This is a genomic window from Flavobacterium stagni, from assembly GCF_004122105.1.
GTDB classification, from domain to species: Bacteria; Bacteroidota; Bacteroidia; order Flavobacteriales; family Flavobacteriaceae; genus Flavobacterium; species Flavobacterium stagni.
Map to the genome: position 1 here is coordinate 47,150 of NZ_SBKN01000003.1, position 25,012 is coordinate 72,161.

Genomic DNA, 25,012 nt, shown 5'->3' on the forward strand with positions numbered 1-25,012 from the left:
GTATAGAAAAATGAAAAAGTTAGTCATTGCATTTTGTATTGCGTTTAATCTTAATGCACAAGAGATTCCAAAAGTTGTAGCAGGAACTATTGAACGCTTACCCGATTTTAAATCGGAATATGTCACTTCTCGAAACATCGATATTTGGTTGCCCAAGGATTATTCCACTACCAAGAAATACAGTGTGTTGTACATGCATGACGGTCAGATGTTGTTTGATGCCACCACCACTTGGAACAAACAAGCATGGGAGGTGGATGATGTGATGACCCAATTGTTACAATCGGGAACGATTCAAGAGTGCATTGTGGTAGGTGTTTGGAACGGCGGAGCTACCCGTCATGCCGATTATTTTCCTCAAAAACCCTTTGAACAACTCACCCAAAAACAAAAGGATTCCCTTTATCAAGTCAACCGACCCAATGGGAATTCGGTTTTTCAGCAGTATAAGGTACATTCTGACGATTATTTAAAGTTTTTGGTTCGGGAAGTGAAACCCTATATCGACAGTCATTTTTCAGTATATACGGATGCGGCGCATACCTTTGTAGCAGGAAGTAGTATGGGCGGCTTGATTTCGATGTATGCGATTTGCGAATACCCCAAAGTATTTGGCGGTGCCGCTTGTTTGTCGACCCATTGGCCGGGTGTTTTTTCGGTAGAAAACAATCCCATTCCGGCGCAATTTATTCACTATTTGAAAAAACATTTGCCCAAGGCCAATTCGCATAAAATCTACTTTGATTTCGGAACGGCTACCTTAGATGCGTTATACGAACCTTTTCAAAAACAAGCAGATGCCGTAATGACCGAAAAAGGTTGGGATAGTGCCCATTGGATAACCCGAAAATTTGAAGGCGAAGACCATAGCGAACAAGCTTGGCACAAACGCTTGGCGATTCCGCTGACCTTTTTGTTAGGGAATTAAATTAGTTTTGGTAACGGTAATAGCGGGCACCAATCAAAACCGGATTTTCTTTTTCAATAGAATCTAAAATAAAACCTTGCGGTTGTCCCACAGCCGTACTCAATTCCTTTTTATGTAATTGCTCGTAGGTGCTAAAATCAATTTCTTTACGGTTTTCAAGATAAGAAAACAGGTTTACTTTCGCGATTTGTGATTTCCAATTAGACTGAAGAATTCCTTCAAAAACTTTGGACTTGGAACCGCTGCCGTAGGCGATAAAGCCAACTTTTTCGTTTGCTAAATCTGTTTCTTGAGTCGCTAATACGCTTAATCCAGAGAGCATGCCCAAGAAAATGGAACCCGTGTATAAATTGCCAACCTGACCCGAAGCGGCTTCGCTGGGTTGAATTTTTTCGTGTACCCATTGCAAATAGCCTTCGCTTTTGGCCAATGCTTTTACTTCTTCGGCAGGAAGGTTGGGGTGCAATTCGTTTTTATATATTTCTATAAATGTTCGGCGCGCTTGAAAACAGTAGGGTAGGTGCATAAAGACTTGTGCCCAATTTTGGAAAACAACACCTGTAGTCTCCGTTTGTTTTTTGAAATGTTCGTAGGCTTCCGAAATACGGTTGATATAACATTGGTTAGAATATTGTCCATCAAATACAGGCTGCTCCTTGTAAATTTGAATATCATTTTCCAAAACCCCCAACCAATCGGGATTATCTGATTTTCCAGTTACTTCTAGTTTTGAAAAAGTACGTCGTGGTTTGAAGAAATCAAAAACCCCTTCAGTGGCAACACCTGTTTTTTGCCCCAAAGCGATGATGCGCGGATTTGCAGTAATCAATAAAGCCAAAGCTCCAGCACCTTGGGTATATTCTCCTGTTGAGGCTAAGTCGTATTTGGCATTGTCGGTGGTGATTACGATTACTTTTTCGGTCAGATTCAACCGAACGTAATCCACACCACTTTGCAGTGCATCTACGCCACCAATACAGGCAAAAGTAAAATCTACGGTATCACAGTGGGCAAAGGAACGCGCACCTAACTGACTTTCCAACAAGGAAATAACATAGGAACCGATAGGTTTAGAACTGTCAACTCCACTTTCCGTTGCAACAAGAATCTTAGAAATTGCTGAGGGTTGTAGGTTTTCTTGACGAAGTAATTGTAGGGCTGCATTGGCGGCAAATGTTACCACATCTTGTCCCACATCGGGAAAAGCCATTTTGTGTAAGCCCAATCCTTTAACCAATTTGTCAGCCTCAATTTGACGCTGCTCTGCAAGGGTTTTAATGGGTAAATACAACTGGGGTAAATCCAAAGCGATACTGTCAATTCCTACGTTCATTTTCTTGAATTTTTGGCAAAATTAAAAATACTCAAGCCTTATAAACGTTGGACAAGCCCTAAATTATCTCCCCAGCAATACGATTTATGAATTTGTTAAAAAAGCGGGAGTAAAATTTTACTATTTTCGATTTCACACCCGTTTTCGTTTAGTTTTTCAACCACTTAGCGATAAGGTTTTCCAAGACTTCTTTGATAATGGGTTTGGAAGCATAATCGTCCATGCCCATTTCCAAACATTTTTCCTTTTCTCCCACAACAGTACCCGCAGTTAAAGCGATAATGGGCACATGTTTACCTTTATCGGATTTACGAATTTCTTGGGTGGCTTCGTACCCGTTCATTACAGGCATTTGAACATCCATTAATACAATGTCCGGTTGAAGTACATTGTACTTAATTACTCCTTCTTCGCCATTGTTGGCCTCATAAATTGTGCCGTGAGGAATGATTTGTTTGACTAAAGTTTTGGCTAACAACATATTGATTTTATTGTCTTCTACAATCAACACCTTAAAGTTTTCATGCCCATAATTGGGTTTCTCCGTTTCAGTCACTGCTACTTCGATACTATTGATCTCTTCGATAGTCTTGGTATTGTTGGCTTTCACCACCACATCAAAATAGAATTCTGAACCTTTATTTACCTCGCTGTTGACTTTTAAACGACTTTGCATTAAGCCCAGAAGTTGGTTGGAAATTGATAAGCCCAAACCTGTACCGCCAAATTTTCGGGTAGTAGAATTGTCACCTTGCGAAAAGGCATTGAAGATTTGTTCTTGGTATTCTTTACTGATTCCAATTCCGGTATCTTTTACCATGAACCGCAAACGGCATTGGGTGTCACCTATAAATTCGAGATTGGTCACTGATAGGTTTATTTTTCCTTTTTCAGTGAATTTTACGGCATTACCCAATAAGTTGATTAGAATTTGTTTTAAACGAATGATATCCGTCCAAACATATTTGGGAACCTCTTTGTTGATGGTGAGTTCCAATTGTAAGTTTTTACGGTTGGTGTCGTATTTCACCAATTCCACCACCTGACTCAAAATCTCTTTTAAATCATAGCGTCGGATATCCAGTTCGAGTTTACCCGATTCAATTTTTGAGAAGTCCAAAATGTCGTTGACAATGTCTAATAAGGATTGTGCCGACTCGTTAATGGTATTCATGTAACTGCGTTGGATTTGCTCCAAGTTGGTACTTTTTAATAAATCGGTAAATCCGATAATTCCGTTTAAAGGCGTTCGAATTTCATGGCTCATATTTGCTAAGAATTCCGATTTAGCTTTACTCGCTGCCTCCGCATATTCTTTGGCTTTGATGGCTTCTTCCGCTTCTTTCTGACGGGTAATATCAATGAGAATTCCTTCAATATATTGGGAATCTTCATTGCGTATAATGTCTCCAAATTCTTCCACCCATTTTATGGTATTTTCGGTATTTAATACACGATAAGTGGTATGAATTTTCTTTTTCGAACTAATGGCTTTTTTATACGTATCAAACACCCGTTCTCTGTCGTCAGGATGGATTATTGCACCAAAACTGTTTTTATGATTTTTGAAATTCTCTTTCTTAACTCCAGTTAACTTTTGGATTTCATCATTTAGATATATGTAGCTGTAATCGTCATCGATTGAACACAAATACACTGTACCAGGGATGTTGTTCGCTAGTAATCGGAATCGTTCTTCGTTTTCACGTATGGTACTTTCATTGATGTTGCGTTCTAGCGTAGAAGAAACAATTCGAGCTAATGTATTGAGAATTGAAATTTCTTCGGGTTGCCAGTTTCTTTCTACATACATCTCGTCCAAAATAATAAATCCTTCCAATTGATTGTTTACGGTAATGGGTAATATTAAAATGGAAGTGCAATGTATAGCAGTCAGAAAATCACGTGATACTGACGATTTGATATCTTTCACTAATCCAGAATAAACCTTATCTTGTTGCAATACTTGGAATATTTCTTCAAAATCGTTGTAGCGTAAATTTTGTAGGTTCGGATTTAATTCAATAATGTTTTTCTGTTCTTTGTGCCAACGGTTGCGCTGACTGAATGTCATTTTTTCATAATCAAATTCAAAATAGGACATTCGGTCGACACCTATAACATTTCCTAGGGATAATAAAACTTCATTAAATAATTCTTGTTTGTTTTTGATGGCAATAAAACGGTTGGTAAATTTGGTTATCTCAGTTAAAATTTGGTTTTTGTATTCCAATTTCCCTTCTGCTTCCAAACGTTGGTGAGTTTCGATAGCTGCCGCTAAATAATCACTGATCGAGCGGGCAAATAAAATATCTTCGTTATCCCATTCTTTGATTTTAGTGTCGGATTCAATACAAAGTACACCATACAACAAACCGTTGATATAGATGGGGGTATCCAACATGGATTTTGTAGCAAATTCATTGAAATAGGATGACGTAAATTCTGTAGTAAACGGATTGTCCAATACATTGGAAGCGACAATTTGCAACTCGCTTTCAATGGCATTAAAATAGTGCGGATAATCTTTTTTCTCGACAACAAATCCCGATTTGAATTCGTCTTTGTTTTTAATAAATGAACTTTCGCAATGAATACGGTCTTCAAGGTACCGCCAAAATCCAACCCGATTCACATCTACTTTTTTGGCAATAATTTTTAATACAGCCTCCAGAAATTCAGTAAAATTATCCCCATTGGGTTGGTGTTTAAGCGTTAAATTTTTAATCGCTTCATTGTAGCGTTTTAATTTTTTCTCTTTCCGAACATTTTCGATTTCCAACTGTCGTTGTAGCGTAACATCCCTAGCAATGACGGTATATCCCGATATTTTCCCTACCTCATTTCTTTTAATCGTAACGTTTTGAGATAACCAAAGAGTCTCTCCATTTTTGGCCGTTACAGGAACAACAAGTGTGGGAAATTCATTGAACTCCATTTCTGTTCGCTTGTAAAATTCACGAATGCGACGTTGGTGGTCTTTTCGAACTAAATTGAAGAAAGGCGTTTTTAGAAATTCCTCTTGCGTATAGCCGGTTAAAGCCACACCGTGTTTATTGATAAAAGTGAATTTTCCTTCGGTATTGATTTCATAAATAATATCGTTGGCATTCTCAATCAAATTTTGATATTGATTTTGAATGTTCATCTGTTCGGTAACATCCTGCCCAATACCAATAATCAAGTCGTCTGAAAACTTTTTATCCTTCCATTGGATGTACTTGTATTCTCCGTTTTTGGCTTTTAAACGGCGAATGTGCACGCGGTTATCAATAAAATCATCATGATACGCTTCGCCGACAAAATCGGGATCTTCTGTTAATATCCAAAAGCGCATCCCCATAACTTCCTCAGGTTCATACCCTAAAAAGTCGCGAATCTGTTCGCTACAATAGGAGAGTTCTCCTTTTTTGTTGGTGGCTATGGTAAGAATATTTCCTTTGGTCAAAATTTCATTGGCAAATAAAAATTTACTTTTTGTTGTGACTGTAGCCAAATGGATAGAAGCATGAACGCCAATAATTAACAAAGAACAAGAAATTAATATAATTACATCTTTTGGAGGTAACGCTTCTTGTTGGTAAAGGCTAATCAGGAATAAAAAATAAATTACTACGAAGGTCCAATACTGAACCATGTTTTTTAAAATGTAATACGATAAAAAGAAATTGATTATTAGCGAACAAAACAACATATAGTCGTACGGTAAAGCAACCAAACTGTATATGTTTAGCGTAAAATCAATGACATAAATACTAATAAATACAGGGACATAGTACTTTTGAAGCCATTGTGTTCTTGTATTTATAAAATAAAAACTTAACAGTAATATCCCTATGACAAACTTGACGACCAGTAAACTTGTGGGGCGAACATAAAAGATTTCAACGACAACTTCAGAAAGGGGTAAGGCGATACCCAGCATCAACAATAACATGTTGTAAAGTTCCTCTTTGGGAGCAAACTCGGAGTAGGTGTTGATAAAACTGTTTTTCTTGGATTTGTAATTAAAGACAGCGTAGGTAATGTACAGCACTAAAAACAATACAGCAAGTACAACAAACCATTTTTCAAAGTGAAATTCCTTCACAATAATAGGTGTAGTTTGTAAAATGGGTGCCTGTAATCCGGTCAATAGAACATTCAATAAATGTGTCATGAAGGATTTAAAGTTTGGTTTGATTTCTTAGCAATTTACGAATAAATCAAAACAATTTCATGATTTTTTTAACAAAATTTATCTTGCTTAAATACGGTGCATAGCGCAAAGGGATATCACCCCAAAAGGGTTTGTAAACAATGGCTTTTCGATGCGAAAAGGTTTCAAATCCCCATTGGCCATGATAGGCGCCCATACCGCTGTGTCCGATTCCTCCAAAGGGCAATCGCTTGTTGTTAAAATGAAGAATAGTGTCGTTAATGCAGCCCCCACCAAAACCGTGTTGGCGCATCAATTGTTTGGCCCAACGGATATTTTTTGTAAATACATAAAAGGCCAGCGGCTTTTCATACAGTTGAATCCATTCGGTTATTTCTTTTTCCTCTGAAAAAGGTACTAAGGGAAGTATCGGTCCGAATATTTCTTCCTGCATAACAGCACTTTTTTGGTCGGGCGCAATCAAGGTTGGTGCCCAATACCGTTGATCCCGCTGACCCGTTCCGCCATAAAGTACCTTCCCTGGCTGGCTCATGGCTTCTAAGCGCACCCAATGTTTGTCCGAGATAATTCTAGCATAGTCGGGTGACAGTTCCGGATCTTTTCCGTAAGCCGCTTCAATTTCGACTTTCAAAGCACTAACTAGTGATTCATATATAGATGCGTGAACCAATACATAATCGGGAGCAATACAGGTCTGACCCGCATTTAAAAATTTACCCCAAACAATCCGCTTGGCAGTCAGTTTAATGTCGGTATCAGCCGCAACAATACAAGGATTTTTGCCTCCCAATTCAAGGGTTACGGGTGTCAAATGTTTGGCAGCAGCCGAGGCTACAATTTTGCCCACTGCCACACTTCCCGTAAAGAAAATATAATCCCAACGCTCCTGCAATAACTCTTGTGCTATCTCGGGTCCGCCTTCTTTTACAAGAACTTCCTCTGGCGTAAAAACAGTTGAAATTAATTCGCTTAAAACAGCCGAAACCGATGGGGTTAATTCGGAAGGTTTCAGTACCGCCGTATTTCCTGCCGCAATGGCTGCTGTTAGCGGGGCTAGGGCCAATTGGAAAGGATAATTCCAAGGCGCTATGATCAAAACCTTACCATACGGTTCATAGTGTATGGATTCCACTGACGGAAAATTGAGAAGTGAGGGCCACACTCTTTTGGGTCGGGACCAACTTTTCAACTGCCGTATTGTATTTTTTATGTCGGATAAAACATAAGCCGTTTCTGTGGCAATCGCCTCAAAACGGGGTTTCTTAAAATCGGTGTGTAGCGCAGCGACAATGGCTTCTTCACGGACTTCAATGGCATTGTAAAGTGCTTTGAGTCGCTCCAAGCGGTAGTCGATATCGTCACGCAATCTACTCATTTTAGAAAATTCCAAAGCGCCATCCCAAATAAATATCGGCTTGTTTGGCATTGTTCATTAAAGCGGTAATGCCCGAACCAGAACCCAAATAGAATCCTCCGGCACGAATGCCCAATCCAGTATTGAAACCCGAAATTTCATTTTGTGTGAAGGGTAAAAAGAATTCGAAGAAACCTAAATTCAAATGCGGCGTAATCGTAAAATTGTTTTGTGTCGCAATCTGATCGTTTACATCTATGGACTTTACGCGTTGTTGTAAATAGCCTGAAATAAAAAGCTTAGAAATCACTTTGACATCAGCATACAAAACAAAAGTGGTGGGCAAATTTACTTTGAAATCTTTATTGGAAGTAGTCTTGGTTAAATAGCCACTATTCAACAAAATAGTTTCTATGTCTTGAATACTTTCAACATTTTCAAACTGGTTCAAATTCAAGCTTTGCGTCCCTTGAATCGATAAGGTATAATTGGTGCTTTTGTTGTTGGGATCTTTGAAGGTCATCGAACCCACATTGCGAATTGCCATTCCCAAGTTCAACTTGTAACGGTTCTGATTTTTCTTCGGATTCTCAGGAGCTTTATCGCGACATTGGTAGTTGACTCCGAGGTCGAAACCGACACCGCCTACCGAACCTATAGCTGACTTACTGTAGTTGTCAAATTGGGTAAAACTGTTGGCCAATTCTCCTGAATACGCAAAATTAACCGAAGCTTGGGTATTGGTTAAATAGGCCACTCCGCCCACACGGGAAATGGTTCCTGTAAATTTGTCCATTCCCATATTGGCAAAGGAACCCGGTAGTAATAATTTCCCAGTGAAACCCACATTAAATTTGTGTTTTTCTTTGTTGATCAAACTAAAAGCAACGGTTCCTGCCACTTCACCCCAAGCCGTACCGTTGACGCGTTGGTTGAAATTGTTGGAAACCGTCGTAGCACCAAAAATGGAATTGATGCCTGCGTTTACAAATGCATCTCCCAATCGCGGATCGACATCAATGATGTCCATATTTCCGTAGATTTTGGTACTTAAACCTAAAGCAAATCGTTTGAATTTGATGCCCATACCAAAGCCGCTTACTTGTACATCGGCTCTTAAATTTACGGGATCAGTACCTCGAAAAAGGACATTTTCCAAATTGTCGTTGTTCACCAAATCATTTACTGTGAGTTTGTTGTTGGAAACATTGGCACTAATTCCAAATAAATTAATGTCAAATTTATCGGACATGTTATTCAACTCTGCTGGATTGAATTGGGTGTTCAAAACACCAACCCGACTTGAGAGTCCGATTCCTGCAAAATGTTCCTGAGCTTGTGCATATAGACCAACGAAGGCCATCGCAATAAGGTGTCGTTTTTTCATGTAATCTTGGGGTTTTGTGCTAAAGTTAGCTATTTTTTTTATAAACGAAGAAAAATTGAATTTAGTTTTCAATCGATTGCCATAGCACTTCTTGTGGAACTGGCGCTATGAGCGTTAGTGGTAATTTCGTCACAGGATGCACAAAATGCAACGAACGCGCATGCAAATGTATCCCGCCGTCGGGATTACTGCGGTCAAAACCGTACTTTAAATCGCCCTTGATGGGACAACCGATGGTAGCCAGTTGGGCGCGAATTTGATGGTGTCTTCCCGTATGTAAGGCAATTTCCAACGCCAAATAACGGTCCAGTTTTTTGATAATGGAATAGGATAAACTCGCCCGTTTGCTGTCGGGAACTTCTTTACTATGGGCTTTGGAAGTGTTGTTCTTCGGATTGCGTTTGAGGTAATGGATTAGGGTGTCTTCTGACTTTGGTGGCGCATTTTTAACCACAGCCCAATAGGTTTTTTGGGTTTCTCTATTGCTGAACAAGGCGTTCATGCGTTCTAATGCTTTGGATGTTCGCGCAAATACCACCAAACCTGTTGTGGGTCGGTCCAAACGATGCACGACTCCCAAAAACACATCACCCGGTTTGTCGTATTTCTTTTTTAAATAGGCTTTGACAATGTCTGAAAGCGGTGTATCACCCGTTTTGTCGCCTTGTACTAAATCGCCCACCCGTTTGTTCACCACAATCAAATGGTTGTCTTCGTACAATACGTCCAGATTATCGGGTGTACTGATTATTTTCATGAAAATAGAAGTTTTTTAGGGAGTTGAAAAGTTGAATGGTTTAAAAGTGGATTTGATGCAGTGAACTATCATTTTCAAATCATCAAATCATCAAATCTTCAAATTTTCAAATTAGTATTGCTCATTCGCATTCGGGAAATCTACAGCCTTTACATCACTCACATATTGCCCAATCGCTTTGGTCATGTCTTCGTAGAGATTCATATACCTACGAAGGAAGCGCGGACTGAATTCATGGGTCATTCCAATCATGTCATGGAGCACCAAAACCTGACCGTCAACGCCGCTGCCAGCGCCAATTCCGATGACAGGAATATGAATGCTTTCCGCAACGCGTTGTGCTAGTTTGGCCGGAATCTTTTCCAAAACCAAAGCAAAACAGCCCAGACGTTCCAAAAGTTTCGCATCTTCAATCAGTTTTTCGGCTTCGGCTTCTTCTTTGGCGCGAACGGTATATGTACCGAATTTATAGATGGATTGCGGGGTTAAACCCAAATGGCCCATCACGGGAATTCCCGCATTTAATATCTTTTTAATCGAATCTTTAATCTCCGAACCGCCTTCGAGTTTTACCGCATGTCCGCCACTTTCTTTCATAATACGAATGGACGAACGCAAGGCTTCTTTCGGATCGGATTGATAAGTTCCAAACGGCAAATCCACCACCACCAGCGCACGGTCAACAGCGCGCACTACCGAGGAAGCGTGGTAAATCATTTGGTCTAATGTAATCGGTAAGGTTGTTTCATGTCCCGCCATCACATTACTCGCCGAATCACCCACTAAAATCACATCGACACCTGCAGAATCCACAATTTTGGCCATGGTATAATCATAAGCGGTAAGCATAGAAATTTTTTCTCCATTGGCCTTCATATCCACAAGGGATTTGGTGGTGATTTTTTTGTAATCTTTTTTAGCTACAGACATGTTTTTCGGATTTTAGTGTTGTTGTGCGCTGTAAAAATACTAAAATGGATTAGTTTTGTTACGAAAACAACGGATTTTCTAGTCATCCACCCATTAATAACCAATCATGAAAACCAGACTCATCCTGCTATTTTGCTTCTTTGGAAGTTTTGTGTTCGCACAAGAAGCCGAAGTAAAACAAACCGTCCAACAATTTTTTGAAGGCTTTCATCAAAAAGATTCTTTGAAAATGAAACAAGTATGCAGTCCGACCCTTCGCTTGGAATCCATTACCGAGTCCAAAACCAAAGGCAATCAATTCACTGTAGAAACGCCAGCTGAATTTTACAAAGCCATTGTTTCTCTTCCTGCCGAATTGCGATTTGAAGAACGCTTGTTGAGCTATTCCATTCAAGTAGACGGAACGATGGCCGTGGCATGGACGCCCTATGAATTTTATATTAACGGTAAACTCAGTCACTCGGGGGTCAATGTGTTTACTTTGTTTAAAAACAATGGTGTATGGACGATTATTTCAATTATTGATACCCGTCGCCGACCATGAGAAAATTAGTCGTTTTACTTTTATTACCCCTGTTCGTTTGGAGTCAGAACGACTCGATAAAAATCGAATGGGGCGGGTTCCTAGATACCTATTATTCCTATGATTTGGATGCTCCCAAAGGCGAACAAAAGTTACCTTTTTTGTACAACTACAACCGCCATAACGAGTTTGCCGTCAATCTTGCTTTGCTGAAAGCCAAAGTGACCTACGACAATTTCTATGCTTCAGTGGCACTGCAAGCGGGTACGTATGTGGAAGACAATTATGCCAATGAATCGGTAAAATATTTGAATGAAGCCTATGTAGGGATTTATCTAGATGCCAATAAAAAACACAGTGTAGAAATGGGAATTCTCCCAAGTTATATTGGCTTGGAGTCGGCAACTACCTTCAACAACTTGACACTCACAAGATCTATTTTAGCCGACAATTCGCCGTATTTTATGACCGGATTATGGTACCATTACAATCCCAATGCCCGTTGGAGTTTTGGCGCTTTGGTGACCAACGGTTGGCAGCGCATTCATAAGGCCGATCGGTCGGTCGAACCCGCTTTTGGTACTCAAATTACCTACAAACCGAATACAAGACACACGTTTAATTGGAGCAGTTACAGCGGAAAGGAAGACTATGCGACGTACACCGGAATGCGTTGGTTTGAGAATTTGTATTGGGATGCCCAATGGAATTCCAAATGGCATACGGTAGTAGGGTATGATATCGGTTGGCAACAAACACCCAACGGTTATAAATCGTGGTGGGCACCTTTATTCATCGCCCAATATTCCTGGAATACCCATTGGCAAACTGCCCTTCGAGGGGAATATTATCACGATAAGTCGAATGTGATGATTGACCAACCATTACCTTTTAAAACTTGGGGAACTTCCGTAAACACGGATTACATCGTCAATAAATACTGCAAGTTCCGAATAGAAGCACGGTATCTATCCGCAACTGAAAATGTCTTGAATGGTCAAACCAATTCGTTGTTTTTGACCAGTAGTTTGGTGATGGGGTTTTAACAATCCGACAGCCCAACCGTAATCGCCAAACCGCCTTCGGAAGTTTCTTTGTACTTGTGGTTCATGTCTTTTGCGGTTTCCCACATGGTATTGATAACTTTGTCTAAAGGAACTTTCGCATTTCGCGCATCGGTTTCCAAAGCTAATTCGGCGGCATTGATGGCCTTAATAGCCCCCATGGTATTGCGTTCGATACACGGAATTTGCACCAATCCACCAATTGGGTCACAAGTGAGTCCGAGGTGATGTTCCATAGCAATCTCGGCTGCCATCTGTACTTGCGCAGGCGTACCGCCCATGAGTTCGCACAACGCTCCTGCAGCCATTGCCGAGGAAACCCCGATTTCAGCTTGACAGCCTCCCATGGCTGCCGAGATGGTCGATCCTTTTTTGAAGATGGAACCAATTTCGCCCGCTACCATCAAAAATTGTTTGATTTCTTTATCCGTAGCTTGGTGGTTTTCAATCACCATATAATACATCAAAACCGCAGGGATAACACCCGCGCTACCATTGGTAGGCGCCGTAACCACACGCCCTAAAGCGGCATTCACTTCATTGACCGCTAAGGCAAAACAGCTAACCCATTTTAATATTTGGCGAAATTTAACTTCGGTTTTACGAATCACTTCTAGCCATTCTTGTGGGGAATTGTAGGGAAGTTCGCCAATCAAATTTTGATGCATATCATAAGCCCGGCGTCGCACATTAAGTCCGCCTGGTAATGTACCTTCCGTATGGCATCCAATATACATGCATTCGAGCATGGTGTTCCAAATGCGCATCAATTCGTGGTGAATTTCGTCCTCACTGCGCATGGATTTTTCATTCTCATACACAATTTCAGAGATGGAGCGGTTTTGCTCGTGGCAGTAGTTTAATAATTCGGCTGCCGTTTGAATCGGGTAGGGGAAAGCACATTTGATGGCACTTTTCTTTTTGGCATTAATGCGTTCCTCTTTTACCACAAAACCACCACCAATGGAATAATACGTTTCTTCCACAGTGGCCAAGCCCGCATAGGCTGTAAAACGAATGCCGTTGGAATGAAAGGGAAGAAAATTACGGTTGAACCGAATATCTGTTTCGGGTGCAAAAGGAACCGTTAGTTCGTTCCCTAATTGTAGCACTTGGTGATTGTGAATGTTGGCAATAATCGAATCAATTTGATCCACCGGAATGTATTCAGGATCCTGACCGCTAAGTCCGAGCATCACGGCTAAATCCGTAGCATGCCCTTTACCCGTAAGGGATAACGAACCGTAGAGGTCGACTTGTACACGTTCGACTTTCTCAAACAGGTTTTGTGCGCGCAATTCACTCAAAAAGCGTTCTGCGGCACGCCAGGGTCCGAGGGTATGCGAACTGGAGGGTCCGACCCCAATTTTAAGCATGTCAAAAACCGAAATGCATTCTTCCATGGGTAAGTTTCGTTTATTGGTTACACAAATATAGGATAAAGTCGTGCGAAATTTTCAAGAAAAATCGTTTTCGCTAGGAATTTATCAATTGAAAGCAGCTCTTTTTGATAATGTCTAAATTCAAGTTGTATTCTAGCGTGCTGACAGCCATTTGATTAGTGAGTGGCCCTCTTAAGGAAATGTTAGTTTCTCGTGTCCAACATCTTCAAATGTGTACTTTTGCACAAATTTTTCACGTGCGCATTAACAAATACTATCTAGCGGCTTTTTCGGCCTTTGTGATTTGGGGTTTCTTCAGTTTGGCCCTCAAACCCTTACACGATTATCCGTCGTTGGATATTTTGTTTTACCGGGTGTTTTATGCCACGGGGTTGCTGGTATTTCTCAATTTTATATTCCGGAATCGGTTGGTACGTGCGAACATTCAGGTGTTTCGCGAACTTTCGATAACCGATAAAACGCGGTTTCTCACGTTGACGATTTTGGGTGGGTTCTTACTCGTGTTCAATTGGTTTTTGTTCATGTACGCCGTGAACCATGTCAGTTTGCAGTCGGCTTCCTTTGCTTATTTGATTTGCCCGATCATCACTACCGTTTTGGCCTTTTTTATATTGAAAGAACGCTTGGGTTGGTGGCAATGGACGGCGGTCGGACTCTGTATTTTGAGTTGTGGCATCCTTTCTTATGGCGATTTGCACGGATTGGTGTACAGTTTGGTGATTGCCGTGTCTTTTGCTTTGTATTTGATTAGCCAACGCAAAAACGACCGTTTTGACAAGTTCATCGTATTGATGGTGCAAATGGTGATTGCTTCGTTGGTGTTACTGCCGTTTTTTCCAACCTATAGCGGACCCACACCCACGGCTTCGTTGTTTTATATTTTGATGGGAGTGATCGTGGTTGTATTTACCATTGTGCCCTTATTTTTAAATTTATATGCGTTAAAAGGGATGAACTCCTCAGCCGTCGGGATTTTGATGTATACGAATCCTTTGATTCATTTCTTTTTGGCGTTGTTTTACTTCCACGAATCCATCAACCTCGCACAGATCGTGTCCTACGGATTGATTGCGGTGTCGATTGGGGTGTTTAATAGGGGGTAGACTTTAGGAGGTTTCAAGTTTAATGTTTCAGGTTGGGTTCTAAGAACGTGCATTTTCAAATCTTCAAATCCTCACATTTTCAAATAGAAGTTTAAAAGTGTATTGGTACAGTGCATTATATTGCATTGACTAATAGTAACACAATGTTTCACTATGTTAAGCACAAAGTTTCACAAGGTTGAACACCATAAAGTGTTAACTATGAATACTATGTTACTATGTGGTTTGTATTTTTACCCATTGATTAAGTCACAGTCACAGTCTACAGTGAACAGTGTACAGTGAACAGGGTACAGTGTACAGTGTACAGATTGCAGTGTTCAGATTGCAGTGTTCACTGACCACAGATAACTGTTTACTGATAACTGTTTACTGTTTACTGATTACTGATAACTGCTTATACGGGTTATGGTAAAGGTATCCTAAAGGTAACCTAAAGGATACCATTAGTTAACCACGGGGTTAGTGCGGGGTTAATCCGAGGTTAGTCCGAGGTTAGTCCGAAGTAGTAGGAAGGATGACTCGTCCTAAAATAGCTATACAGGTAATTAAAATTTCAATAGTAAAATTCCAAACTTCAAATCCCTCCCGAAGTTTCGGGACCAAATTTCAAATCTCAAATTTCAAATCTTCAAATCATTTATCCTGTCAGCCCCTCCGCTCAGCAGCTTAGTAGCTCAGCATCTCAGCAGCTTAAAAATGTCATCTTGTCAGTTGTTTTTGAATAAAAACTGCCAAAAAGGAGTGGCAGACGGAATGGCATAATAGTTGACTAAGACCCATCGTGCGTAAGCACTGCCCACTCCTAGAGGGGCAATCCAACAGAATTAAAAAAGGAGATTATAACCATGGGAAAAATTATTGGTATCGACTTAGGTACAACAAATTCATGTGTAGCAGTAATGGAGGGTGGCGAACCCGTAGTTATTGCGAATGCTGAAGGGAAAAGAACCACACCTTCCGTGATTGCTTTCGTTGAAGGGGGTGAGATTAAAGTTGGGGATCCTGCAAAACGTCAGGCCGTAACCAACCCAACCAAAACCATTGCGTCTATCAAACGCTTTATGGGGAACAAGTACACAGAAAGCGCTAAAGAAGCGTCTACTGTAGCGTACAAAGTAGTAAAAGGGGACAACGACACGCCTCGTGTAGACATCGACGGTCGTTTGTACACGCCACAAGAATTGTCGGCGATGACCCTTCAAAAAATGAAAAAAACAGCGGAAGACTATTTGGGTCAGTCCGTTACAGAGGCCGTAATCACGGTTCCCGCTTACTTTAATGATGCACAACGTCAAGCAACGAAAGAAGCGGGCGAAATTGCAGGATTGAAAGTGATGCGTATTATCAACGAACCTACTGCGGCTGCCTTAGCCTACGGTTTGGATAAAGCGGGTAAAGACCAAAAAATTGCGGTATACGACTTAGGAGGGGGAACCTTCGATATTTCCATCCTTGAATTGGGTGACGGCGTGTTTGAAGTATTATCTACCAATGGGGATACCCATTTAGGTGGTGACGACTTCGACCAAGTAATCATCGACTGGATGGCCAACGAATTCATGAGTGAAGAAAGCGTTGACTTGCGCAAAGACCCAATGGCTTTACAGCGTTTAAAAGAAGCGGCTGAAAAAGCAAAAATCGAGTTGTCTTCGTCTTCACAAACGGAAATCAACTTACCGTACATCACGGCTACTGCGAGCGGACCCAAACACATGGTGAAAACGTTGACCCGTGCGAAATTCGAACAATTGGCGGATACGTTAGTAAAACGTTCGATGGAGCCCGTAGCCAAAGCCTTGAAAGATGCTGGATTATCGACTTCGGATATTGATGAAGTGATCCTAGTTGGGGGTTCGACACGTATCCCAGTCATCCAAGAGCAAGTAGAAAAATTCTTCGGTAAAAAACCTTCCAAAGGAGTTAACCCAGATGAAGTAGTTGCGATTGGTGCAGCGATTCAAGGAGGGGTATTGACAGGAGATGTAAAAGATGTCTTGTTATTGGACGTAACGCCACTTTCTTTGGGTATCGAAACGATGGGGAATGTGATGACGAAATTGATCGAAGCGAATACAACGATTCCGACGAAAAAATCACAAGTATTCTCTACGGCTGCCGATAACCAACCGAGTGTAGAAATCCATGTGTTGCAAGGAGAACGTACGATGGCAGCGGACAACAAAACGATTGGTCGTTTCCACCTAGACGGGATTCCACCAGCGCCACGCGGAGTACCACAAATTGAAGTAACGTTTGACATCGATGCCAACGGTATCATCAAAGTATCGGCAACCGATAAAGGAACCGGTAAATCGCACGACATTCGTATCGAAGCCTCTTCGGGATTAACTCCAGAAGAAATCGAGCGCATGAAGAAAGAAGCAGAGATGAATGCAGATGCTGACCGTCTAGCGAAAGAAAAAGCGGATAAATTGAACGAAGCCGACAGCATGATTTTCCAAACGGAAAAACAATTGAGTGAGTACGGTGACAAATTATCAGAAGGCAACAAATCCACGATTACAGCGGCTTTAGAAGAATTGAAGAAAGCCTATGAAACCAAAGATTTGGCAACCATCCAACCGGCTTTAGACGCAATCAACGAAGCGTGGAAAAATGCTTCGGAAGAATTGTACAAAGCCCAAGCGGAAGGACAAACGCACGAAGCGCAACCCCAACAAGAAGCTACGGGTGACCAAACCCAAGATGTGGATTTTGAGGAAGTGAAATAAGACCGCTTCGCTGAAAGAAGTGAGACCGCTTCGCTGAAAGAAGCAAGACCACTTCGTTGCAAGAAGAAAGAACGTGAGAGGAATTAAGACTTACGACTCTTTTCACTTACGACTTAAGACTAAACAATAAATGAAGGCCAAGCGGAAGTTTGGTCTTTTTTTTTTTGAGAGGAAAGACCGCTGCGCTGAAAGAGGCAAGACCGCTGCGCTGCAAGAAGAAAGAAGAAAGAAGCGTGGGTGAGATAGGACTTACGACTTATGACTCAAATCACTTACGACTAAATTGACTTACGACTCTTTCGACTTACGACTTATGACTTTTTTGATTTACGACTCAAACCCTTGTGCAACATTGTGCCCAACCTTGTGAAACATTGTGCTACTAGAGGAAAGACCGCGAATGGAATTAGGAGTTATGAATTATGAGTTTAGAGTGACTGCAACTAATGACTTACGACTAAAATTGACTTATGACTTATAACTTTTCGACTTATGACTCAAATCTTTGTAAAACATTGTGCTCAACCTTGTGAAACATTGTGCTACTAGAGGAAAGACCGCGAATGGAATTAGGAGTTATGAATTATGAGTTTAGAGTGACTGCAACTAATGACTTACGACTAAAATTGACTTACGACTTATGACTTTTTTGATTTTCGACTCAAACACTTGTGAAACATTGTGCCCAACCTTGTGAAACATTGTGCTACTAGAAGCAAGAAGCGTGAGTGAGATCGGACTAACGTCTAAAGTCTAACGTCTAAAGACTTAAAAAAAAACTCCCCATTCTATTGCCCAGTCTGTTTTTTTTTTTTTTTTTTGTAAAAATTTAAAAACCAATACGATGAGAAACTTCTACGCCCTTTGCTTTGCCTTGTTTGCGTTTACAGCCACTGCTCAAATCATTAACTTCCCGGATGCGAATTTTAAAGCGGAGTTGTTAAGTTCTGGACCTGTCAATAATATTGCCATGAATAGTTCTAATTTTAACATAAAGATTGATACTAACAACGATGGGGAAATTCAACAAAGTGAAGCTTTAAATGTTTGGAGACTGGACATTACAAATTCTGGAATAACAAATCTATCAGGATTAGAATATTTTACAAATTTGCGGAAGTTATATTTGTTTCAAAATGCCATTTCTAATTATAATTTTCCACAACTCACTAACCTTACGACTTTACATGTTTCGGGGTCGGTGTTCCAGAATATAACGAATCCTAATTTAGTTATTCCAACCAATATTCAAACTTTGGGGTTGGAAGGATTTAATTTTACCCAAGAACCTGATTTAACAGGTTTTACTCAATTAACAGAACTAAATATTACCAATTCAGGGTTAAATTCCTTTACTGCCGTTAGTTATCCAAATATAATTACTTTTACACTTTCAGGTAATAACTTAACAAATATTGATTTTAGTTCAATGATTAATTTGAAATCATTGACAATTCAAAATGAACCATTAAGTAGCATTGATTTATCTAGCCAAAATATGTTGTACGTATATTTTAAAAATATACCCAACTTAACTACTGTAAATCTTTCGAATTCAACTAATTTAAACACAGTAATTATTGAAGATAATCCATTATTGATTAATTTTAGCATGCCCCAAACCAATAATAATTTAACTACTCTAAGTTTATACAATGTACTTTTAACTTCAGTTATTACTTCGGGTTATCCTAATCTATCTAAATTTACTTTAAAAGCCTATACACTTACTACACCGTTAGATTTATCAAATAATTTAAATTTAACTGATTTTTATTACTCGGGTTTGCCTAATATGTATTATTTTAATAATTCCAACCTTCCAAATTTTCACAGTTTAATCGGTTTTACCATAAAGGACACACCAATTAATGGGTCTGTAAATTTTACATTTAATACAAATTCATCATTGACTGCAGTTTTAGATAACAATGGAATTACCTCGGCAGCTATACAAAATTTAAATTTGATAAATCAAAATGCCACTCTTACTCTAGCTTTACGTAATAACAGTAACCTTTCTTCATTTAATGCTTCTAACATTCAAAATTTATATATATTATTATTAGATGGTTGTCCGATTAGTAATCTAAATGTTGCTAATTGTCAAACTTTAGTGCGATTGGGATTGAACAATTCACTTATAAATACTCTAGATCTGAGTGCGACTTCAGTTTTTAATTTGTCAATTTCTGATAATCCCAATATCACTTCCCTTAACATAAAAAATGGATTGAATTCTATTTTAAATAATTTAAGTTTTCAGAATTGCCCCAACCTCCAATCCATTTGTGGGGATGAGAATGAAATTGCAGCCATTCAATCGCGTATTACGCAATACGGGTACACGAACTGTTTTACCAATTCGTATTGTACGTTTGCTACAGGAGGAACGGCTTACCAAACCAATGGTACAATTCGTTTCGATCAAAATGCGAATGGTTGTGCGGCAAATGATGTGTTAGCGGCGAATGTTCGTGTGAATGTATCAAATGGTACTACTACTGAAACGGGATTTACCAATGGGGTAGGTGCTTATGGTTTTTCGTCCAATGCGGGAAGTTATACCATCACGCCCGTATTGGAAAATCCCACTTACTTTAATTTGAGTCCGGCGACGGGTTCGGTGAATTTCCCTACTACCGCAAGTCCGGCTACCCGTGATTTTTGCATGACGGCCAATGGGGTGAAAAACGACTTGGAGATAACGTTACTGCCGTTGAATCCGGCCCGACCTGGTTTTAACGCGAAGTATATGTTGGTGTACAAAAACAAAGGGAATACCACGCAATCGGGTACGGCGAGTTTGACATTCCCCAATACTGTTGCGAGTTTGGTGACGGCCACTCCCGCAGTGAGTTCGCAAACGACTTCCACACTCAACTGGGCGTTTACCAATTTACTACCGTTTGAAACCCGTACCATCCAATTGAATTTCCTGTTGAATACGCCAACGGTTACGCCTGCATTAAATGGCGGAGATGTGTTGCCGTATGTTGCTACCGTAACAGGTGCCTCCGATCAAACACCTGCTGACAATACCTTAAACTTCAATCAAAATGTAGTGAATGCCTATGACCCGAACGACAAAACCTGTTTGGAAGGCGCAGTTGTGGGGACAGACAAAATTGGGCAGTACGTACATTATCTGATTCGTTTTGAAAATACAGGAAACTTTGCCGCGCAAAACATCATCGTAACCGATGTGATAGACACCAATAAATACGATGTAACGACTTTAATTCCGCAATTGGGTAGTCATCCGTTCCGTACGCGTATATTGCAAAACAACCGCGTGGAGTTTGTGTTTGAAAACATCAACTTGCCTTTTGACGACGCCAACAATGATGGGTATGTTGCCTTTAAAATCAAAACGAAGAGTACGTTGGTTGCTGGCGATACCTTCAGCAACTCGGCCAACATTTTCTTTGATTACAATTATCCTATTTTGACCAATACAGCCACAACGCTTATTCAAAGTTTAGGCTTACAAGAAACACCCAACAGTGCTTTCGCTTTAGCACAAAACCCAATAGACACGCAATTGGTTTTTGCCAATGCTCAAGATATCACCATCCAATCGGTTTCAATTTACAGCATCCAAGGACAGTTGATGCAAGTGAACATGCATCCCGCAGCTTCAGGCATTGATGTGAGTGCGTTATCATCCGGAACCTATTTGGTGAAAATAACGACAGAGCAAGGAAGTGAAGTGGTTAAGATGGTAAAAAAGTAGTTTCTGAGTTTCTGAGAAGCTGAGAGGCTGAGTTTTAGTGGAAAAACCGTTGAAAGAGGAAAGACCGCTTCGCTGAAAGAGGCAAGACCGCTGCGCTGAAAGAAGCAAGACCACTTCGTTGCAAGAAGAAAGAAGAAAGAAGCCTGGGTGAGATAGGACTTACGACTCTTTCGACTTACGACTTATGACTCAAATCACTTACGACTAAATTGACTTATGACTCAAACCCTTGTGAAACATTGTGCCCAACCTTGTGAAACATTGTGCTACTAGAAGCAAGAAGCGTGAGTGAAATCGTACTAACGTCTAACGTCTAAAGTCTAACGACTTTTTTTAAAAAAACTCCCCATTCTATTGCTCAGTCTGTTTTTTTTTTTTTTTTTGTAAAAATTTAAAAACCAATACGATGAGAAACTTCTACGCCCTTTGCTTTGCCTTGTTTGCGTTTACAGCCACTGCTCAAATCATTAACTTCCCGGATGCGAATTTTAAAGCGAAGTTGTTACAAGCAAGCACTAGTAATAATATTGCAATAGGAACAGGCTTGAATGCAATAAAAATCGATTCAAATAATGACGGGGAAATTCAGCAAAGTGAAGCGTTAACTGTAAGAGAATTAAATATTTCTAATGGTTCCATTTCAAATTTAGAGGGGATACAATTTTTTACAACACTAAAAAGTTTGAATTTCGCTCAAAATCCAGTATCATCATACAATTATCCACAATTAATAAATTTGACAACATTAGTTGTTTCTGGTACTGTATTTCAGAATTTTCCACATCCTGATTTAATAATTCCTTCAAATATAATAACATTTGGATTTTATGGTTTTAACTTTAGTCAACAACTTCCAAATTTAACTACCTACACATCATTAGTTGGATTAACTTTCTCGAATTGTAACATTGATACATTCAACGGAGTAAATTACCCTAATATTAAAAATTTATCGTTGTATAACAATGGAATAAATTCACTTGATGTTTCTTCTATGTCAATATTAGAAAGATTTTCTATGGATAATGAAATAATTTCTAATTTAAATTTATCTTCAAATACAAGCATGAAAAATATTATTTTATCAAATAATAATATTTCTACTTCAAACTTTTCTAATTTAACACTTTTAGACAATTTTTATTTTTATCAAAATACTATAAGTGAAATTGATTTATCTTCTGCTATTAATTTAAAATATTTTAAATCATTTGATAATTTAACTTTAAATTCAATTAATTTGTCTAATTCAAGTATTATCAGTGAAATTATTGTTACAAATAATCCTCAATTAAGTATAATTGATTTTCCAGTTTCCGCGCCATTACTTAGAACAGTTGAAATTTCAACTACTAATATTACAAGTTTAAACACGGATGGATTGACTGGATTGTGGAAATTAAGCGTAGTTAATTGTCCATTAACTTTACCTCTAGATTTGAGTAATAATTTAACATTAAAGGATTTTTATTACGAGGGTAATCCAAATTCATTATATTTTAATACCAATAATATACAGAATTTTCAAAATTTATATTCATTTTGGATAAAAAATACTCCTATAAATGGTCCTGTAAATTATTCATTTAATCCATCTGTCAGTAATTTGACTGTTGTTTTTGAAAATTGTGGTGTAACTACTGCAAATATTCAAAATTTAAATGCTGCGAGTCAGGCATTTTCAATCTCGTTAAGAAATAATATTACTTTATCATCTTTTAATGCTTCAAATATTCAAAATTTATACATTTTATTGTTAGATGGTTGTCCGATTAGTAATTTGAATGTTGCTAATTGTCAAAACTTAGCACGACTGGGATTAAATAATTCACTAATAGATACTCTTGATTTGAGTGCGACTTCGGTTACAACTTTATCAATTTCCGATAATCCCAATCTTACTTCACTTAATTTAAAAAATGGATTGAATTCTATTTTAAATAATCTAATTTTTCAGAATTGTCCCAATCTCCAATCCATTTGTGGAGATGATAATGAAATTACAGCGATTCAATCGCGTATTACGCAATACGGGTACACGAACTGTTTTACCAATTCGTATTGTACGTTTGCGACAGGAGGAACGGTTTACCAAACCAACGGTACGCTACGTTTTGATCAAAATGCAAACGGATGTGCGGCAAATGATGTGTTGGCATCGAATGTTCGTGTCAATGTATCAAATGGTACTACGACTGAAACAGGTTTTACCAGTGGGGTAGGTGCTTATGGTTTTTCGTCCAATGCGGGAAGTTATACCATCACGCCCGTGTTAGAAAATCCCACTTACTTTAATTTGAGTCCGGCAACGGGTTCGGTGAATTTCCCCACTACGGCGAGTCCGGCCACTCGTGACTTTTGTATGACGGCCAATGGAGTGAAAAACGACTTGGAGATAACGTTACTGCCGTTGAATCCCGCCCGACCTGGTTTTAACGCGAAGTATATGTTGGTCTACAAAAACAAAGGGAATACCACGCAATCGGGTACGGCGAGTTTGACTTTCCCCAATACGGTGGCGAGTTTGGTGACGGCCACTCCCGCAGTGAGTTCGCAAACGGCATCCACACTCAACTGGGCGTTTACCAATTTATTGCCATTTGAAACGCGTACTATCCAATTGAATTTCCTATTGAATACGCCAACGGCCACGCCAGCATTAAATGGTGGTGATACTTTGACCTATTACAGCAATGTTCTAGGTGCGACAGATCAAACCATAGCCGATAATTATATGAATTTAGTTCAAAATGTAGTGAACGCCTATGACCCGAATGATAAAACCTGTTTGGAAGGTGGAGTAGTGGGTACAGATCACGTAGGGAAATATGTGCATTATGTGATTCGTTTTGAAAATACAGGAAACTTTGCCGCGCAAAACATCATCGTTACTGATGTGATTGATACCAATAAATTCGATATTACGACTTTAATTCCGCAATTGGGTAGTCATCCGTTCCGTACGCGTATTTTGCAAAACAACCGCGTGGAGTTTGTGTTTGAAAACATCAATTTACCGTTTGACGACGCTAATAATGACGGATATGTTGCCTTTAAAATCAAAACGAAGAGTACGCTGGTCTCCGGCGATACCTTCAGCAACTCGGCCAATATTTTCTTTGATTACAACTATCCAATTCTGACCAATACAGCTACAACGCTGGTTCAAAGTTTAGGCTTACAAGAAACACCCAACAGTGCTTTTGCTTTAGCACAAAACCCAGTAGACACGCAGTTGGTTTTTGCCAATGCTCAAGATATCACCATCCAATCGGTTTCAATTTACAGCATCCAAGGACAGTTGATGCAAGTGAACATGCATCCCGCAGCTTCAGGCATTGATGTGAGTGCGTTATCACCAGGAACCTATTTGGTGAAAGTAACGACCGAGCAGGGAAGTGAAGTGGTTAAGATGGTGAAGAAGTAGTTTCTGAGTTTCTGAGAAGCTGAGAGGCTCAGTTTTAGTGGAAAAACCGTTGAAAGAAGATAGAAGCAAGACCGCTGCGCTGCAAGAAGAAAGAAGAAAGAAGCGTGGGTGAAATAGGACTTACGACTTATGACTCAAATCTTTGTAAAACATTGTGCCCAACCTTGTGAAAC

At 39.6% G+C, this 25,012-nt stretch carries 14 protein-coding genes; 7 read left to right on the forward strand and 7 right to left on the reverse strand.

All coding sequences use genetic code 11. The features are described from left to right. Nucleotides 1-10: 10 nt before the first annotated feature. Entirely contained in the window at nucleotides 11-928 is a 918-nt protein-coding gene (locus EQG61_RS06280) for an alpha/beta hydrolase (protein WP_129461066.1), read from the forward strand. Nucleotide 929: 1 nt separating this feature from the next. Here EQG61_RS06280 and EQG61_RS06285 read toward each other — a convergent pair whose 3' ends face one another. The 6 genes from EQG61_RS06285 to panB form a co-directional block, all read right to left on the reverse strand. Next, complete coding sequence (locus EQG61_RS06285) at nucleotides 930-2,261, reverse strand: hydroxymethylglutaryl-CoA synthase family protein (RefSeq protein ID WP_129461067.1); 1,332 nt, start codon at nucleotides 2,259-2,261, stop codon at nucleotides 930-932. A gap of 148 nt (nucleotides 2,262-2,409) precedes the next feature. Next, nucleotides 2,410-6,420 carry a PAS domain S-box protein gene (locus EQG61_RS06290; RefSeq protein WP_129461068.1) on the reverse strand — a complete coding sequence of 1,337 codons (4,011 nt, stop codon included), beginning with the start codon at nucleotides 6,418-6,420 and terminating at the stop codon, nucleotides 2,410-2,412. 46 nt (nucleotides 6,421-6,466) lie between these two features. Continuing rightward, complete coding sequence (locus EQG61_RS06295) at nucleotides 6,467-7,795, reverse strand: aldehyde dehydrogenase (RefSeq protein WP_129461069.1); 1,329 nt, start codon at nucleotides 7,793-7,795, stop codon at nucleotides 6,467-6,469. 1 nt (nucleotide 7,796) lies between these two features. Next, a complete protein-coding gene (locus EQG61_RS06300) occupies nucleotides 7,797-9,161 on the reverse strand; it encodes a DUF5723 family protein (RefSeq protein ID WP_235829035.1) in 1,365 nt (454 codons plus the stop codon). 61 nt (nucleotides 9,162-9,222) lie between these two features. Continuing rightward, on the reverse strand, nucleotides 9,223-9,918 hold the full coding sequence (locus tag EQG61_RS06305; protein ID WP_129461070.1) for an RluA family pseudouridine synthase: 696 nt from the start codon (nucleotides 9,916-9,918) through the stop codon (nucleotides 9,223-9,225). Between the two features lie 111 nt (nucleotides 9,919-10,029). Beyond that, nucleotides 10,030-10,848 carry a 3-methyl-2-oxobutanoate hydroxymethyltransferase gene (gene panB / locus EQG61_RS06310; RefSeq protein WP_129461071.1) on the reverse strand — a complete coding sequence of 273 codons (819 nt, stop codon included), beginning with the start codon at nucleotides 10,846-10,848 and terminating at the stop codon, nucleotides 10,030-10,032. A gap of 106 nt (nucleotides 10,849-10,954) precedes the next feature. Between panB and EQG61_RS06315 the strand changes: the two genes are divergently transcribed. After that, nucleotides 10,955-11,392, forward strand: a complete 438-nt coding sequence (locus EQG61_RS06315) for a nuclear transport factor 2 family protein (RefSeq protein WP_129461072.1) — start codon at nucleotides 10,955-10,957, stop codon at nucleotides 11,390-11,392. Then, entirely contained in the window at nucleotides 11,389-12,417 is a 1,029-nt protein-coding gene (locus EQG61_RS06320; protein ID WP_129461073.1) for an outer membrane beta-barrel protein, read from the forward strand. Before EQG61_RS06315 ends, EQG61_RS06320 begins: the two co-directional genes overlap by 4 nt. Here EQG61_RS06320 and EQG61_RS06325 read toward each other — a convergent pair. Continuing rightward, nucleotides 12,414-13,838 carry an L-serine ammonia-lyase gene (locus EQG61_RS06325; RefSeq protein ID WP_129461074.1) on the reverse strand — a complete coding sequence of 475 codons (1,425 nt, stop codon included), beginning with the start codon at nucleotides 13,836-13,838 and terminating at the stop codon, nucleotides 12,414-12,416. The genes EQG61_RS06320 and EQG61_RS06325 overlap by 4 nt on opposite strands. 236 nt (nucleotides 13,839-14,074) lie before the next feature. On the opposite strand from EQG61_RS06325, the gene EQG61_RS06330 reads away from it, so the two are divergent. The 4 genes from EQG61_RS06330 (at nucleotide 14,075) to EQG61_RS06345 (ending at nucleotide 24,839) form a co-directional block, all read left to right on the forward strand. After that, nucleotides 14,075-14,941: an EamA family transporter gene (locus EQG61_RS06330; protein WP_129461075.1), complete on the forward strand. Its 867-nt coding sequence runs from the start codon at nucleotides 14,075-14,077 to the stop codon at nucleotides 14,939-14,941. An 848-nt stretch (nucleotides 14,942-15,789) separates the two neighbouring features. Further along, the gene (dnaK, locus tag EQG61_RS06335) at nucleotides 15,790-17,676 is read left to right on the forward strand and encodes a molecular chaperone DnaK (RefSeq protein ID WP_129461076.1); all 1,887 of its coding nucleotides are present in this window, start codon (nucleotides 15,790-15,792) and stop codon (nucleotides 17,674-17,676) included. Nucleotides 17,677-18,520: 844 nt separating this feature from the next. After that, complete coding sequence (locus EQG61_RS06340) at nucleotides 18,521-21,412, forward strand: DUF7619 domain-containing protein (protein ID WP_129461077.1); 2,892 nt, start codon at nucleotides 18,521-18,523, stop codon at nucleotides 21,410-21,412. A gap of 406 nt (nucleotides 21,413-21,818) precedes the next feature. After that, the gene (locus EQG61_RS06345; RefSeq protein WP_129461078.1) at nucleotides 21,819-24,839 is read left to right on the forward strand and encodes a DUF7619 domain-containing protein; all 3,021 of its coding nucleotides are present in this window, start codon (nucleotides 21,819-21,821) and stop codon (nucleotides 24,837-24,839) included. Nucleotides 24,840-25,012: the final 173 nt, after the last annotated feature.